Source organism: Microcoleus sp. N9_A1 (assembly GCF_036701795.1).
GTDB lineage: Bacteria > Cyanobacteriota > Cyanobacteriia > Cyanobacteriales > Microcoleaceae > Microcoleus.
The window spans coordinates 1-14,410 of the sequence record NZ_JAUBRI010000110.1; the positions used below are offsets into that span (position 1 = coordinate 1).

Below are 14,410 nucleotides of genomic sequence, written 5' to 3' on the forward strand. Positions count from 1 at the left end.
TTGGCTGCTGGTGAAGTCACCCCAGTTGCAATGATTGCTCCTTCTATCAATGGCTAAGTTTTAGTCTGAGATTGACAAACAGCGCTCCTAGTAATAGGGGCGCTTTTTGTTTTGGGAAAAAAAGATTTTTACTGCGGGCAGGCGAAGTATCGCAGCCGCCAATGGAGTTAGATCGAGCTTATTTGAGATGGCAATTCGCGGAGATAACTGTTCCCTCGCTTCTGGGAATTCCTGTTAGGCTGGATTGATGTCGGCTTCGGCTGGGAGACTCACTCATGATAAATTCAAGTTTCTTTAAACATCACAATACATTCATAATTTTCTAAATCTAGAAATAGGTCAATTTGCAAAGTTCCTATTTGTTCAAATCCATGCTTTTGGTGAAACATTAGGGAACGACTATTAGCTATGGGGTGGGTAACAATAAATAGCGAAATAAATGAATTTGGAAAAACTTGATAAATTTCTTTATACATAAATTGAGCAACACCTCTACCCATCCAATCTAACTTTGTTGCTACTCTTTCGAGATAAAAATGCCGATCGCTTGTGACTCTTTTCTTAAAAGCCTCATCTTTCCAGATGATTTTATCCAAGATTTCATCAGATATTTTGGGTTGTGATATAGCCACAAATCCCAGAATTTCGCCATCGGCTTTAGCTGCGACAAAATATCTGCATGAATTATTTAAGCTTTTGACAATCTCATCTTCAGTAATTTGTGTTAGCAAAAAGCCGCGTTCGATAGACGTATTTTGACTGCGCGCATGAGAATTGTGAATATTGACGATCGCCTGTATGTCATCTCGATCCGCTTCTCTAAAAATTAGATATTCCATTGCATAGTGTGTAGGAACTCGGACAAGGGGCTTTAAGCCCCTTGCTACATGAGTATAATTCTACCGCAGAACCCTAGCTGCCGCCAATCCGAGCGACATCGCGAGTAATCGGTAGGGTGCGTCAGGCAAAAACCTGAAAATACGCCCGAAAATCTTGATGTCTGACGGATCCTACATAGCCTTTAAGTATTGTCAGCGATCGCGCGGATTCGTTGAGTCGCATAGTCTCTGTGACCATTGAGGTGGGCGATCGCCAGGCCGTATTTCTGCGCCGATTCTAGAGAAACGTCGGGAAGGTTGAGCAGCAATTCATCCCATGTACTGTGATTTTGTAAAGCCTCTACAACTACTGGAAGCGGCTCAGATAAAATGGTTTGAAAATCTGCTTCTTCTGGAAATTGAATTTTAAATGCTAATTGCTCTGTCGGAGGTGTGAATTGAGCGTTAACATCCTTGCGGTTGCCTCTTGCATCGACGCGATACCATCCAACTTCTGGCAAGTAAACTGCATTAAAACCGTGCAATGTGTAGGGCGCACCTTTGTCATCAATGCTCAATCTTTGGTAGCAAAAACCTGCGGGAATGTTGTTAGCCCTGAGCAATGCTGCTAATAAGTGACTTTTCCCAAAGCAATAACCTGTTTTGTGTTCCAGTACATCGGATGCGCGACAGGTGACGGGATTCATCTGATAGTCGTAGCTGTGGCGAATTTCATCTCTAACCCACTCAAAACAAGATTGGGCGATCGCCTTTGATGTATGATGTTTTGATGCTATCTTCTGAGCAAGTGCTAAAATTGCGAGATGATCGCGATCAATAATGTCAGTCGCTGCTAAATAGGTTTTCATTTCTGGAATCATTTTTCAGATACCCTTTCTGCCTGAGAACTGCTACAATTCTCTCATAAACCTGATGATTCTCCGAATCGAAGCAGCAAAAAGTTATGTTTTGAGGAGCGCCATTTTTTTGCATTTCTTCGTAGCATATTTTGACTGCAATCTCACCTGCTAGATCCTTGGGATATTTGTAAATGCCGGTGCTAATGCAAGGAAATGCGATACTGTCGAACTTTTGCTCGATCGCGATTTCCATACACTTGCGGTAACATTGGGCTAAGAGTTCCGGTTCTCCGCGATTGCCTCCCTGCCATACGGGGCCTGCGGTGTGGATGACGAAGCGTGCGGGTAAGCGATATCCTTTTGTGAGTTTAGCATCCCCGGTTTTGCATCCTCGGAGCGATCGACATTCGTCAACAAGTTCCGGGCCTGCTGCTTTGTGGATTGCGCCATCTACTCCACCACCTCTAAGCAAACTGGTATTAGCAGCATTGACGATCGCATCTACTTTGAGTTGTGTGATGTTGCCTAAAATAACTTGCATAAAATTAATTTAGCTTTAAAAGTCTATACCTATAATGATACAGATAAAGTGCGTGCGATCGCGAAATAAACAATTTGGAATCGCATCAAATCCCTGATTCAGTAAAAGCTAGATTCAAATCATCAATCAACCGCAATTGTTGGGCCCAATCTGTTAAGTAACCCCGATCCAAATTCTCAGATTGGACTTTCAGAATTCCCAAAACATCATTCCATTGTTTTTGAGACTGAGACTGTTGCCGCCCGAGCTGTTTTGCCAACACAATATCTTCAGGAGAAGCAACCCAAAATTGTTCTACACCAGCTTCGTCAAGCGCTTCTAATCGTCCTCTTGCCATTTTTGAGCGATCGAATTCAGTATGAGAATTCAGCACAATATCAGCGTTCAATACTGAAGTCATGTGAGTGACGCTCAACACCATCCCTCTACCCTCTTGAATATCTTCTACCGAACCAGGGGGGCAGTAAAAACCAGCCGTTTCTAGTGCTTCAACTAATTGAAAAATATTGTCCCGGAGCAATTCAATTACTAAATCTAAATCGCGTGTTGTTCTCGGGTCGCCATAGACAGAAGCGGCAACGCCTCCTGTAATATAATAAGAGACACCTAATGTTTCAAAAATTGGGTGCAACAGTCTAGCAATTTCGCTGGGGTCTTGCGTCCACATAGAGGGCTCACTGGTGGGGGTTAAAATTGGTAACCACTTGCTACCTAATATCGATCGAGCAAATCGCTCTTTGTAGGTTGAGGGACAAGCTTTTTTCATCCCGCGCAAGCTAACAGTTTTTGCCCAACGAGTTAATTTTGCCCCCATTTGCCACCGTTGCGAATTGGTGAGTTGCCGCAGTAGGTAAAAATCAATTGCATCAGCTTCAGGAGTTTTATCATCCGACTGGGCACGGTATCCAGGTTTGATGGATATTTTCGGTATGGATTGAATCATTTTGCTTGTTGATTTCCCAAATTCTATACATGATATCAGTTAACCAGTCTAACTGTAGGTCTGTCTGCACTTGTGGGCGATCGCAAATAACTTCCAGGTAGCGTCGCAACTGCTACAGTATTTCCAAACAGATCGAAAAATTCAACGCTATAACCTGTTTCTAGTTCTTCAACGTGATGCTGTTCCACAACTGTACCGATATCGCCGGTATCAAGTCCTTCTTCTGGAAGGTTGCACAGCAAGATGACATCCGAATAAAGTCGATAGTTCATAATTATTCTGATTCAGGAAATTTTTGCTCGTATTGGGCTAAAATTTCTCGAACTGTTTCGGCCGCGATGTCTGATAGGTCTGATTTAGAATAGATGGTCACCAAAACGATCGAATCGCTAGTTTTGAGGTAATAAATAGCACGGTAGCCAGCACTTTTGCCTTTTTGAATGTCGCTGTTTTTAATTCTGACTTTGAAAATTTCGTACTCCATTCCCGGAATGCGATCGCCCGGAAGTTCCCCCGCTTGAAGTTGTGCGATTACAGGCTGAATGTCTTTGCGAATGTTGCGATAGCGTTTGCCTAAATTTCGCAAGTCTCTTTGAAATCGGGGGGTGAGTTCAATGGCGATCGGTTGCGGATCAATTGTCATCGATGCCGTCCCACAGTTGAGACAAGGGGAGTGTTTGTCCGGTAATTGCCTCATGGAAGCCTTGCTGAATCCCTTCGAGGACAGTTTCAGTGGGGTCATCATCTGGATCGATATCAATGTTTTGACGAATTTTTTGTTGCAGTTCTTTGAAGCGTCCTTTATAGATATCTTCCCATTTATCGGACTGCAAGAATTTGATGAAAGCTAAGACTTCTTGTTGCTGGTCTGGCGATAAGACCTTCACATTTTCCAAAATGGCTTGTTCGACGGTCATAATTATCCTTTTTTTTGATTGCTATTCTACAATCTAGTAACAACATTATATCCAACGGGTGGGTCAACAGCAATTTAAAGTTTGATAAATTACTAGGAAACTACTGCAAAATCTGTGTACTGTCGCATTGCAGGCTCGTGAAATGCCAACACAATATCTTCCTTGGGAACTCCTGCACGCACCAAATCCGTTGCAATCCCATCTTCTGTCCAGTCTTCTTCGATCCAGAATTTACCATCGCGAATCCGAACGTAAACAGTGATACCGGTAATGCGATCGCCCTTTTGCCAGCCAAGATTCATCCAGATGTAATGACCGTTTTGTTCGTCGGTAATCAAGAATGTCTCGATGTCTTGTTGAGAAGGGCGGCACAATTCTACATACTCGGTCAAAATACGTTTGATTAATTGGGGGTACTCGATTAGTTTATCCATTGTACAATTTCCTCTACTTCTGTATTTACGATAATTAGCGGAAGTTGATGTCTGTTTACAATTAATTGAATTACATCTTGAGTGAAGAAACTTTTATATGCGATCGCACTAACTGCGACGTAAAGTTTGCGATCGGGTGCAGTTTCCTCTAACAAGTAAAGATAGATGTCCTATTGACCGAGAGCTTCTTTTAAATCTTGTATTTTTGACGCACCGATAAAGCTTTTCACTTCAACTACAAGTTTCTGTCCCGGCCGTTCAGCAGCAATGGGTTGTTCCGCACCGAGATCGGCGTACAGCGTTGTTCTGCGATACTGAATTACATAGGGATCGTCAGTAATCGTCCAGCCGTCTTTGATCAGTGCGTTTTTGACAGCGTAGTGGATGATGTCTAGCTTGGGCATAGGCTTATTATAGACTAAAATAAATGAGTATTATAGCTGACTTGCCACAGGAATTTTTAACTTGACAAGGGATTTTTGTAGAACACTGGGTTTCACGCTCAACCAAACTTGTTTGCGATCGTCTTTAGTGTAGCCAATGACAACAGCACCAACAGGCGAATCAATATCGGGATACATTTCTGCTGTCATCGATCCGGTATCGAGAAAGTCGGAAATTTGAATAAGTCCTTTTACTTCTGCATCACCAAGATTGACAAACACTCCAAAAGGTGCATGAAATTCAACTTTGCCGTATATTAGTTTTCCAAGTGGATACTTGGACTCGATCGAGTTCCAAAATTCTTGATTCATAGTCAACTATTGCTGTTTTAGGATTCTAGGAAATTGTGCGAATAAAATGCAATATCTAACATTAGCCCTCCTCTGCTTCACAGCTTATAAATTCGCGATCGGAGTGTAAGATTTCAAATTTCATAATTAAACGCTCAACAAAATCTCACGATATTCCCAAGAAACTTTTGAGGGCGACTTTATACCTGTTCTTCAACCGTTTGGAAATCAAACCACCCTGCTGGATCTGTGCCAGAACAGCCTCTGAACAAAAGCCTTTTGGAATAGGACTACCAGCCGTAATTAATCCAGCTAGTTCAGTAGCATTTATCTCACGGGCAAATTGGTAAGCTACTACAGACTCACGGACTATAAAGCTTGGTACACCCGAACCTGGTAGGAGAACACAGGCATCTTCAGAATTAGGTCTGCGGCTAGTGATATTAACGAAGAGATAGCTGCTTTCAGAAGTTTGTGCAATGGCAATATATAGATGTTCGCTGTTAGGAGGTGTATCCAGCAAAAAAGCATCTCCCAAATTAATGATGATGCTAGCCATTCAAAACCTCATCTAGATATGCCTCCCGGATAGCTGACTGCTGAATTTCACCTATTTCCTCATCACTCTTAGCCATCAAAACTCTATCTAGATATGCCTCTCGGATGGCTGACTGCTGAATTTCACCTATTTCTTCGTCACTTTTACCCACATTTTTTAGAATATCCTCTACAGCAATCGGAATGGCTGAACCGTGAGGATCTTGCCATTCTGGAAGGTCATGAGTCCATTCAGCAACCAGAAAAGGATCGAGATGTCCAAAAGCTTGATAAACCTGTTGAATAATTTCCTCCTCCTCTTCACAAATATCTGCATTCCCCGGATCGTTCAACAGGTAAACAAGATGTTCATTATCTTCATTTTTCGTGGCAATGAACTTAGACCAGAGAGGTAGGGCATTATCAATGGGCTTCCCCTTAATCAGGTCGTAAACACCACTGAGGACAGGACCATAATCCATCGATACATAACGATCGCCAGTAATCGGTTGCTCTATGCGTTTGAATGAAATACGGTCAGCTATATAAAGCATCTTCAGTAAGCCTAAATATTTCATAGGCTTACCGTGCAGCTTTAAAAGCACTGCTGCTGCTTCAATAGCTTTCTCTGGATGAAACCGAAATTGGATGGGCATAAGCATTTTGGAAGAGTGCTTCACAGTAGTACAACTTCATTGTAAACCATAATGATTTGTCAGTCATTAGTGCTTTGACAAAGCATAATAGAAATCTGTGTGACGACTGTATTCTCTTAATTGTTTCCGACTGATAACGTGCATTTAGCTATCATTCTGAGGTTTTCTAGATATCTCAAGAAAAAAATGAGGGAAATGGAGGCAGATCCTGGAAACGAGAGAAAATACGCCCGAAAATCTTGATGTCTGACGGACCCTACATAGGCTTTAACCATTGTCAGCGATCGCGCGGATTCGTTGAGTCGCATAGTCTCTGTGACCATTGAGGTGGGCGATCGCCTCCCCGCGATTGTACAACGTACCAAATAGGTCGAAAAGTCCAAAACCTTGATGTTTGATTTGATACGAAATCGGTTGCCCGGTCGTTACTAAACGCGCCCAATGCTCGCAATTCCAGCCTTGAACACCATAGTTCCATTGCTCGTGAAACGCCGGGACAGAAGCAATTAAATTGGTCAGAATTGCTGATCTATCGAGATAGGGAACTTTCAGGGCATCATGAAAATTATCCCCTAGCTTTTCGATAGCCAAGCGTCCTCTATCTGATGGACTGCCCGATCGCTCCGGCCCCCAACCGATCGCAAACACATCCGATAGAGTAACGCTGTAATGCCAATGCAAAACGCTATCGAACCGTTGCACTAGGCGACCACATCGACTCGATCGCGGTTGCCAACGTTTAAGAATTTCTTCAATGATCGCATCCTCGGTATTACTGATATTTTGTAACATTGGTAGTTTGTAATTAATAATTAGTAATCGATCGCTAGTGAGGAATAGGTAATGGGTTGTTAGTAACACTCATTACCCATTCCTCATTTTAAACCCTAACTGCCGCCAATCCGGGCGACATCGCGAGCGTTTTCTTCAAACGCAGCCGTCAGCGCATCATCACCGCTCAAACCCGATGCGATCGCCCTTTCAATGGCCTGCAACACCCGCTTGTAATCGCGCGGCATCACCTTCACAAACACCGGCACCATCTCATCCCACGCAGCCAAAACCTTCGATGCCTTCGCACTTCCAGTCAAATCAACATGAGTTTGAAGCATCAGCCGCAAATCAGCAATCTCCTCAACATCCTCCAATTTTTCCAAATCCACCATCGACATATTGCAGCGAGTAGCAAAATCCCCCGCCTCATCCAAAATGTAAGCAACACCGCCACTCATACCCGCTGCAAAATTGCGCCCGGTTTCACCCAAAACCACAACTTTGCCGCCAGTCATGTACTCGCAACCGTGATCGCCCACACCTTCAACTACTGCATTCACGCCGGAGTTACGCACCCCAAAACGTTCGCCCGCCATCCCCCGGATGAAAACCTCGCCAGCGGTGGCTCCGTAAAGCACCACGTTGCCGACAATCACATTTTCCTCTGCGACAAAGGTAGAAGCTGGCGACGGATACAGGATGATTTTGCCGCCGCTGAGGCCCTTGCCCAAATAGTCGTTGGCTTCGCCTTCGAGCTCTAGGGTGACTCCCTTGGGTACGAATGCGCCAAAGCTTTGCCCAGCGCTACCTTGGAAGTGCAGGTGTACGGTATCATCCGGCAAACCTTCCCAGTTGCGTTTGGTGATTTCGTTGCCGAGAATTGTGCCCACAACGCGGTTGATGTTGGTAATCGGCAGTTTGGCGTGCACTTTTTCGCCGTTTTCGATCGCACCTTTGCACAAATCCAACAACACAGTCATATCCATCGACTTTTCCAACCCGTGATCCTGCGCCATCTGACAGTAGCGCCCGACATCCGCCCCAACATCCGGCTGGTAAAGGATTTTCGAGAAATCCAAACCCTTGGCCTTCCAATGCGCCACCGCTTGCTGAGGTTCCAAAACATCAGTCCGCCCCACCATTTCATTCAGCGTGCGGAAACCCAACTGCGCCATAATTTCCCGGACTTCCTGGGCGACGAAGGTCATAAAGTTTACCGTGTGATCCGGATCGCCGGTAAAGTTTTTCCGCAGCAGCGGATCTTGGGTTGCAACACCCACCGGGCAAGTGTTCAGGTGACATACGCGCATCATGATGCAGCCCAATGTCACCAGCGGCGCGGTAGCAAATCCGAATTCCTCCGCACCAAGCAAGGCAGCAATTGCTACATCGCGGCCGGTTTTCATTTGTCCGTCAGTTTCGACAACAATCCGGCTGCGGAGATTATTGAGTACCAAAGTCTGGTGAGTTTCGGCCAATCCCAACTCCCAAGGTAATCCCGCGTGTTTGATCGAAGTCTGCGGCGAAGCGCCCGTACCGCCGTCGTAGCCGGAGATGAGCACCACATCGGCGTGGGCCTTCGCAACCCCAGCGGCGATCGTCCCGACTCCCACTTCCGACACGAGTTTGACGCTAATCCGCGCTTCCCGGTTGGAATTTTTCAAGTCGTGAATCAATTCGGCCAAATCTTCGATCGAATAAATGTCGTGGTGAGGAGGAGGCGAAATCAAACCCACACCAGGAGTCGAGTTCCGTACCTTGGCAATCCACGGGTATACTTTTTTACCCGGCAACTGTCCGCCTTCTCCGGGTTTTGCCCCTTGCGCCATCTTGATTTGCAGTTCCTTGGCTTGGGAAAGATACAAGCTGGTAACGCCGAAACGCCCGGAAGCAACTTGTTTGATCGCGCTGTTTTTCGAGTCGCCGCGATCGTTTGTCCAAGTATATCTTTCCGGATCTTCGCCACCTTCACCAGTGTTCGATTTACCACCAATGCGGTTCATCGCTACAGCCAAAGATTCGTGGGCTTCTTGGGAAATCGAACCGTAACTCATCGCCCCAGTTTTGAAGCGTTTGAGAATAGATTCCACGGGTTCGACTTCCTCAATCGGGATTGATTCCCGCTGCTTGAATTGCAACAAACCGCGCAAGGTAAAATGCTGCTGGTTTTGTTCGTTAACCAGCCCAGAATACTGTTTGAAAAGCGTATAACTGCCCTCGCGCACCGACTTTTGCAGCGCGTGAATTGTCTGCGGGCTAAACAAATGCGCCTCGCCTTCTTTCCGCCACTGATATTCGCCGCCAACATCGAGAGTATGTCCGCTGCTGGGGCGTTCTGGGAAGGCGTGGGTGTGGCGCAAAATTGCTTCTTGGGCGATGACTTCCAAGTCTACACCTTCAATCCGGGAAGCTGTCCAAGCAAAGTATTTATTGACTACGGATTTGTTCAAGCCAATTGCTTCAAAAATCTGCGCGCCGCGATAACTTTGAATTGTAGAAATCCCGATTTTCGAGGCAACTTTCGTCACGCCTTTGGTTGCGGCTTTGATGTAGTTTTTGCAAGCTGTTTTGTAATCGACATTTAGCAGCAAACCTTGTTGGATCGAATCGGCGATCGTCTCGAAGGCCAAATACGGATTAATTGCACCGCAACCGTAGCCGATTAAAGTTGCAAAGTGGTGCACTTCTCGCGGTTCGCCGGATTCGAGAACGAGTCCCGCCCGCGTGCGCGTTCCTTGGCGGATCAAGTGGTGGTGGAGGCCCGCAACCGCCAGCAGCGCCGGAATTGGGGCTTTGTCTGGACTGATACCCCGATCGCTCAAAATGATGATATTCACCCCAGAGGCGATCGCGCTGTCTGCTGCTGCAAAAACCTCTTCTAAGGCTTGTTCTAGACCTTTCACACCGCTTTTGGGGTCAAAGAAAATTGGCAGTGTAGTAGATCGGAAATTACCTATTTTTACTTGTTTGAGTTTGGCCAATTCTTCATTGCTGAGAATTGGCGTTTTCAGTTCAATCAAATGGCAGCTTTCCGGTTCTGGTTTGAGCAAATTGCGTTCAGCGCCGATCGTAGTTTCGGCAGAAGTTACAATTTCTTCGCGGATAGAATCGATCGGCGGATTGGTAACTTGAGCAAACAGTTGCTGGAAGTATTCGTAAAGCAGCTTTGGTCGGTTCGACAAAACAGCTAGCGGCGTATCTGCACCCATTGCACCGACAGCTTCCACGCCGTTTGTTGCCATTGGCGCTAACAGCAACCGCAGTTCTTCAAAGGTGTAGCCAAAGGCCATTTGGCGCTGGATCAATGTTTCGGGGTCGGATTCTGCGACTGCTGGCGCATCTGGGAGTTTGGCAATCTCGACCATGTGCTGGTCAATCCACTGGCGGTACGGGTGTTCTGTGGCTATTTTGGTCTTAATTTCTTCGTCAGAAACGATGCGGCCTTCCTCAGTATTTACTAGGAACAGCCGCCCCGGTTGCAGGCGGCCTTTTGATAGGATTCTTTCTGGGGCGATCGGCAAAACTCCGGCTTCGGATGCCATAATTACTAAGTCGTCTTTGGTGACGCAGTAGCGGGAAGGGCGCAAACCGTTGCGATCGAGCACTGCGCCGATCGATGTACCATCGGTAAATGCGATCGAAGCCGGGCCGTCCCAAGGTTCCATCAAGCAGGAATGGTATTCGTAGAAAGCTTTTTTCTCGTCACTCATGGACTCGTGGGCCGTCCAAGGTTCGGGAATCATCATCATCACGGCGTGGGGTAAAGAACGCCCGGCCAAATATAGTAATTCCAAAGCGTTGTCAAAGATTGTCGAGTCGCTACCTTCGATGTTGATTAAGTTCGGGATTTTCTTTAAATCGTCTCCGAACAACTCCGACTCGAACAAGGATTGCCGCGCGTGCATCCAGTTGATGTTGCCGCGCATGGTGTTGATTTCGCCGTTGTGGGCGATGTAGCGGTAAGGGTGCGATCGTTCCCAACTTGGAAAAGTATTGGTGCTGAAGCGCGAGTGAACTAGGGCTAAAGCGCTTTCCATGTCGGGGTCGTGGAGGTCGGGATAGTAATCGCCGACTTGCACGGGCATTAACATTCCTTTATAGACGATCGTCCGGCAGGAGAGTGTGGAATTATACCAGTATGGGTCTACTTCCGTCCTGCGGATGGCATTGTGAGCGCGTTTGCGGATGACGTACAGTTTTCGCTCGAAGGCAGCCTCGTCGATACCTGCGGCGCGCCGGAGGAACACTTGCTGCATGAAGGGTTCGCTAGATTTGGCGGTGTCGCCCAGGGACGAGTTGTCTGTGGGAACTTCGCGCCAGCCGAGCACTTCTTGGCCTTCTTCTGCCGCGATTTGGGCAAAGATGCGCTGGCCGTTTTCCCGTTCCGTCTGATTTGGCGATGAGTAAATCGCGCCGACACCGTACTCGCCGGCTTCTGGAAGTTGGATGTTGAGGGCCGCCGTTACTTTTTTCATGAATTTGTGCGGCACTTGCATCAAAATTCCCGCCCCGTCTCCGGTGTTGGGTTCGCAGCCGCAGGCCCCCCGGTGGTCGAGGTTCAACAGGATTGTTAGTCCCTGTTCGACGATTTCGTGGGATTTGTTACCTTTCATGTGTACAATAAATCCGACTCCGCAAGCATCGTGCTCGAACTGCGGATCGTATAGGCCTTGTTTTACTGGCAGTCCGTTGCTATTCATTTTTTATTTGTTCCTGAAAGTTAGGGAGATATTGTGGCTCTAGATTAGAGGATGGGATGCCGATCGCTCTAGTATCATTTATTATATGTGGATCTACTCAATTGGGCAGATGCACGAAAAAATCAAAGTTTAGGCGATCGATCGAGTGTGCAAAAATAGTTGAAGCTGAGATGTTGTACCATTGTCGGGAACAGGCATCTTGCCTGTTCATAAATAAGTAAAGAACGGCTTGTTGGTAATTAGATGATAAATTGATATTTGGATTTTTTTAACCGCAGAGGCCGCAGAGAGCGCAGAGGAAGAGAAGAGAGATGGGCAATTCGGATACATTCGACCGTGCAAAAATAGTTGAAGCTGAGATGTTACACCATTGTCAGCAATAGGCATCTTGCCTGTTCATAAATAAGTAAAGAGCAGCTTGTTGCTAATTAGATGATAAAACGCGATCGGACACTGCGATCGGTGAATCGGAAATTAAACAGATACACAATTTGATTATAAGGGCGATCCTCTTCGTTGGCGTAGTCCCCGTAGGGGCGGGCTTCGCTAACGCGCCGGATGAAGCTGGACGTTATCGGCAGTTAGATGTCAAAGCCGCTGGTACCGAATACCTCTATCCGCCTCATTATTTGCTTTCGGATTTAATGCCGGAATTTATTCAATGGCTTAACAGTGATCAAATCAAATCGTTACATCCGCTAGAGTTTGCAGCCGAAGCACATCTTCGCTTTGTGTCGATTCATCCATTTCGGGATGGTAACGGGCGTACCGGGCGATTATTGATGAATCTCCTGTTGTTGCGGGGTGGATATCCCATTGTGACTGTCTCTAATGAGGTTCGTGCTGCGTACAATGCTAGCAGTTTTGCAGCAGCAGTCTCAAAAGCTGGATTAGGGTTCATCTCAAATCCGCTGGTATCGCAATTATTCATCTCTCTCCTCTCCGACTCTGCGCCCTCTGCGCCCTCTGTGGTTAAATCATTCCAAAACAACCGTAAATCCTACCAGATGTCCCCTTAAATAAAGAACCAGTCGCCGTAGATGAAGATTTGATGTAGATTAGGGCGATCGATCGCATAACAGGTGACAACTACTGTGATGATTTTGCTATGGTGGTTAAGGTGCGTCGATCGAGCTTTCACAGGCAAAACTGCAAAAATCTACAGTCCGCTAACCGGTTCGCGCGATCGGAGTTCGGTTTTCAGGATAAATTAGCTAATATCAAACCCAAAGTCGTTTACCACAGGATTCAGCAAGCAATCCTCAAGGAGTCAAAACATGGTTCAAGTTCAAGAAATTTCTCAACTATCTAGTCTGCACGCACCTGGATCACTCAACGAAATAACCGCCACAGAATCGCGGCCTTGGGGCTCATTTACGACTCTAGAAGAAGGCCCAGGATATAAAATTAAGCGCATCGAAGTTAATCCCGGACACCGCCTCAGTCTGCAAATGCACCACCACCGCAGCGAACATTGGATCGTAGTTTCTGGTACTGCAAAAGTTACTTGTGGCGAAACTGAACAAGTTTTGTTTACAAATCAGTCTACCTACGTTCCGCAGTGCACTTCTCACCGTCTGGAAAATCCGGGAGTTATCCCCCTGGTTTTAATTGAAGTGCAGAATGGTGAATATCTCGGAGAAGATGATATTATCCGGTTTCAAGACGATTATGCCCGCACAGAAAAGGCTAAGTAACTATTGGGAATAGGGCATAGGGCATAGGAAATTGAATATTCGCATCAATAAGTAACCCAATTCCTAATTCCCAATTCCCAATTCCCAATTCCCAATTCCCAATTCCTAATTCCCAATTCCCAATTCCCAATTCCTAATTCCCAATTCCCAATTCCCAATTCCCAATTCCCAATTCCCAATTCCCAATTTCCAATTCCCAATTCCCCAATTACAAATAATGATTCATCTGAGCAAAACAGCAGCGACAGAAGTAAAGCGACTCAAGTCGAAGTATCCGAACCCCAATGCTTTATTTCGCATCGGCGTGGAATCGAGCGGCTGTTCCGGTTTGTCCTATACAATGGCATTTGACGATGCGCCAGCCCCACAAGACGCTCTATGTGAGTCCGAGGGAGTTCAAGTTGCGATCGATCCCCAGCACTTAAAATATCTGAATGAGCTCACCTTAGATTATTCAGAAGACTTGATGGGCGGAGGTTTCCGATATCACAATCCCAATGCCGCCCAAAACTGTAGCTGCGGCAACTCATTTTCTGCCAGGTAATAATCAATATGATGACACTCAAAGACTTAGAAAAAGTCCAAAAAACCTTCCAAGAAGCTGGTCAAGATTACCAAGTTGAACTAGAAAGCGGGAAGATTATCATTGTGGGCCCATCAGATATTGTATCTAGCGAAATTGGCGTAATTTTCAGTTGGCTGCTCGCCAATTGGGTTTATCCCATTACTCACAAGTTAAGCTAAAAGCACTGTTGTCAATGAGTAATCTTACTCATTTTTTTACCGAGATACCAATTAA

General features: G+C 46.0%; 19 protein-coding genes and 1 pseudogene. 4 read left to right on the forward strand and 16 right to left on the reverse strand.

Annotation, left to right across the window (positions count from 1 at the left end):
• Positions 1–284 precede the first annotated feature (284 nt).
• The 14 genes and pseudogenes from QUA58_RS29125 to gltB form a co-directional block, all read right to left on the reverse strand.
• The gene (locus QUA58_RS29125; RefSeq protein ID WP_333397588.1) at positions 285–839 is read right to left on the reverse strand and encodes a GNAT family N-acetyltransferase; all 555 of its coding nucleotides are present in this window, start codon (positions 837–839) and stop codon (positions 285–287) included.
• A gap of 182 nt (positions 840–1,021) precedes the next feature.
• Positions 1,022–1,687, reverse strand: coding sequence for a transglutaminase family protein (locus QUA58_RS29130; RefSeq protein WP_333397590.1), 666 nt, complete (start codon positions 1,685–1,687; stop codon positions 1,022–1,024).
• Positions 1,662–2,219 carry an O-acetyl-ADP-ribose deacetylase gene (locus QUA58_RS29135; RefSeq protein ID WP_333252050.1) on the reverse strand — a complete coding sequence of 186 codons (558 nt, stop codon included), beginning with the start codon at positions 2,217–2,219 and terminating at the stop codon, positions 1,662–1,664. Before QUA58_RS29135 ends, QUA58_RS29130 begins: the two co-directional genes overlap by 26 nt.
• A gap of 85 nt (positions 2,220–2,304) precedes the next feature.
• Entirely contained in the window at positions 2,305–3,162 is an 858-nt protein-coding gene (locus tag QUA58_RS29140) for a hypothetical protein (protein ID WP_333397593.1), read from the reverse strand.
• 35 nt (positions 3,163–3,197) lie between these two features.
• Positions 3,198–3,434, reverse strand: coding sequence for a DUF4926 domain-containing protein (locus QUA58_RS29145; RefSeq protein ID WP_333397596.1), 237 nt, complete (start codon positions 3,432–3,434; stop codon positions 3,198–3,200).
• Positions 3,435–3,436: 2 nt separating this feature from the next.
• A complete protein-coding gene (locus QUA58_RS29150; protein WP_333397598.1) occupies positions 3,437–3,805 on the reverse strand; it encodes a type II toxin-antitoxin system RelE/ParE family toxin in 369 nt (122 codons plus the stop codon).
• Entirely contained in the window at positions 3,795–4,079 is a 285-nt protein-coding gene (locus QUA58_RS29155; RefSeq protein WP_333397599.1) for a hypothetical protein, read from the reverse strand. The genes QUA58_RS29150 and QUA58_RS29155 overlap by 11 nt, the downstream gene beginning before the upstream one ends.
• A gap of 92 nt (positions 4,080–4,171) precedes the next feature.
• Positions 4,172–4,513, reverse strand: a complete 342-nt coding sequence (locus QUA58_RS29160; RefSeq protein WP_333397601.1) for a XisI protein — start codon at positions 4,511–4,513, stop codon at positions 4,172–4,174.
• Positions 4,501–4,917, reverse strand: a pseudogene (locus QUA58_RS29165) (element excision factor XisH family protein). Before QUA58_RS29165 ends, QUA58_RS29160 begins: the two are co-directional and overlap by 13 nt.
• A 30-nt stretch (positions 4,918–4,947) precedes the next feature.
• The gene (locus tag QUA58_RS29170) at positions 4,948–5,268 is read right to left on the reverse strand and encodes an RNA-binding protein (protein ID WP_194067513.1); all 321 of its coding nucleotides are present in this window, start codon (positions 5,266–5,268) and stop codon (positions 4,948–4,950) included.
• Between the two features lie 145 nt (positions 5,269–5,413).
• Positions 5,414–5,806 (reverse strand): hypothetical protein, encoded by a 393-nt coding sequence (locus tag QUA58_RS29175; protein WP_194067512.1) that lies wholly within the window; start codon positions 5,804–5,806, stop codon positions 5,414–5,416.
• Positions 5,799–6,440, reverse strand: coding sequence for a Panacea domain-containing protein (locus QUA58_RS29180; protein WP_194067545.1), 642 nt, complete (start codon positions 6,438–6,440; stop codon positions 5,799–5,801). Before QUA58_RS29180 ends, QUA58_RS29175 begins: the two co-directional genes overlap by 8 nt.
• Before the next feature lie 267 nt (positions 6,441–6,707).
• Positions 6,708–7,232: a hypothetical protein gene (locus tag QUA58_RS29185; protein ID WP_194067511.1), complete on the reverse strand. Its 525-nt coding sequence runs from the start codon at positions 7,230–7,232 to the stop codon at positions 6,708–6,710.
• Positions 7,233–7,327: 95 nt separating this feature from the next.
• Positions 7,328–11,914, reverse strand: coding sequence for a glutamate synthase large subunit (gltB, locus tag QUA58_RS29190; RefSeq protein WP_333397603.1), 4,587 nt, complete (start codon positions 11,912–11,914; stop codon positions 7,328–7,330).
• Between the two features lie 473 nt (positions 11,915–12,387).
• Between gltB and QUA58_RS29195 the strand changes: the two genes are divergently transcribed.
• Positions 12,388–12,933 carry a Fic family protein gene (locus tag QUA58_RS29195; RefSeq protein WP_333397608.1) on the forward strand — a complete coding sequence of 182 codons (546 nt, stop codon included), beginning with the start codon at positions 12,388–12,390 and terminating at the stop codon, positions 12,931–12,933.
• Here the strand turns inward: QUA58_RS29195 and QUA58_RS29200 are convergent.
• Complete coding sequence (locus QUA58_RS29200) at positions 12,930–13,055, reverse strand: hypothetical protein (protein ID WP_332970238.1); 126 nt, start codon at positions 13,053–13,055, stop codon at positions 12,930–12,932. The genes QUA58_RS29195 and QUA58_RS29200 overlap by 4 nt on opposite strands.
• A gap of 136 nt (positions 13,056–13,191) precedes the next feature.
• Between QUA58_RS29200 and QUA58_RS29205 the strand changes: the two genes are divergently transcribed.
• On the forward strand, positions 13,192–13,611 hold the full coding sequence (locus QUA58_RS29205) for a phosphomannose isomerase type II C-terminal cupin domain (protein ID WP_333252042.1): 420 nt from the start codon (positions 13,192–13,194) through the stop codon (positions 13,609–13,611).
• Between the two features lie 44 nt (positions 13,612–13,655).
• Here QUA58_RS29205 and QUA58_RS29210 read toward each other — a convergent pair whose 3' ends face one another.
• Entirely contained in the window at positions 13,656–13,811 is a 156-nt protein-coding gene (locus QUA58_RS29210; RefSeq protein WP_333397604.1) for a hypothetical protein, read from the reverse strand.
• Between the two features lie 17 nt (positions 13,812–13,828).
• Here QUA58_RS29210 and QUA58_RS29215 point away from each other — a divergent pair, with 17 nt between their 5' ends.
• Both QUA58_RS29215 and QUA58_RS29220 read left to right on the forward strand, forming a co-directional pair.
• On the forward strand, positions 13,829–14,155 hold the full coding sequence (locus QUA58_RS29215) for an iron-sulfur cluster assembly accessory protein (RefSeq protein WP_333252041.1): 327 nt from the start codon (positions 13,829–13,831) through the stop codon (positions 14,153–14,155).
• Between the two features lie 8 nt (positions 14,156–14,163).
• On the forward strand, positions 14,164–14,355 hold the full coding sequence (locus QUA58_RS29220; RefSeq protein WP_333397606.1) for a hypothetical protein: 192 nt from the start codon (positions 14,164–14,166) through the stop codon (positions 14,353–14,355).
• Positions 14,356–14,410 lie beyond the last annotated feature (55 nt).

Bases quoted from the DNA above. Each gene is read 5' to 3' on its own strand.
- QUA58_RS29130 (WP_333397590.1), bottom strand. From the start codon at position 1,687: ATGAAAACCTATTTAGCAGCGACTGACATTATTGATCGCGATCATCTC.
- QUA58_RS29175 (WP_194067512.1), bottom strand. From the start codon at position 5,806: ATGGCTAGCATCATCATTAATTTGGGAGATGCTTTTTTGCTGGATACA.
- gltB (WP_333397603.1), bottom strand. From the start codon at position 11,914: ATGAATAGCAACGGACTGCCAGTAAAACAAGGCCTATACGATCCGCAG.
- QUA58_RS29125 (WP_333397588.1), bottom strand. From the start codon at position 839: ATGGAATATCTAATTTTTAGAGAAGCGGATCGAGATGACATACAGGCG.
- QUA58_RS29150 (WP_333397598.1), bottom strand. From the start codon at position 3,805: ATGACAATTGATCCGCAACCGATCGCCATTGAACTCACCCCCCGATTT.
- QUA58_RS29170 (WP_194067513.1), bottom strand. From the start codon at position 5,268: ATGAATCAAGAATTTTGGAACTCGATCGAGTCCAAGTATCCACTTGGA.
- QUA58_RS29140 (WP_333397593.1), bottom strand. From the start codon at position 3,162: ATGATTCAATCCATACCGAAAATATCCATCAAACCTGGATACCGTGCC.
- QUA58_RS29215 (WP_333252041.1), top strand. From the start codon at position 13,829: ATGATTCATCTGAGCAAAACAGCAGCGACAGAAGTAAAGCGACTCAAG.
- QUA58_RS29145 (WP_333397596.1), bottom strand. From the start codon at position 3,434: ATGAACTATCGACTTTATTCGGATGTCATCTTGCTGTGCAACCTTCCA.
- QUA58_RS29135 (WP_333252050.1), bottom strand. From the start codon at position 2,219: ATGCAAGTTATTTTAGGCAACATCACACAACTCAAAGTAGATGCGATC.
- QUA58_RS29220 (WP_333397606.1), top strand. From the start codon at position 14,164: ATGATGACACTCAAAGACTTAGAAAAAGTCCAAAAAACCTTCCAAGAA.
- QUA58_RS29205 (WP_333252042.1), top strand. From the start codon at position 13,192: ATGGTTCAAGTTCAAGAAATTTCTCAACTATCTAGTCTGCACGCACCT.
- QUA58_RS29155 (WP_333397599.1), bottom strand. From the start codon at position 4,079: ATGACCGTCGAACAAGCCATTTTGGAAAATGTGAAGGTCTTATCGCCA.
- QUA58_RS29185 (WP_194067511.1), bottom strand. From the start codon at position 7,232: ATGTTACAAAATATCAGTAATACCGAGGATGCGATCATTGAAGAAATT.
- QUA58_RS29160 (WP_333397601.1), bottom strand. From the start codon at position 4,513: ATGGATAAACTAATCGAGTACCCCCAATTAATCAAACGTATTTTGACC.
- QUA58_RS29180 (WP_194067545.1), bottom strand. From the start codon at position 6,440: ATGCCCATCCAATTTCGGTTTCATCCAGAGAAAGCTATTGAAGCAGCA.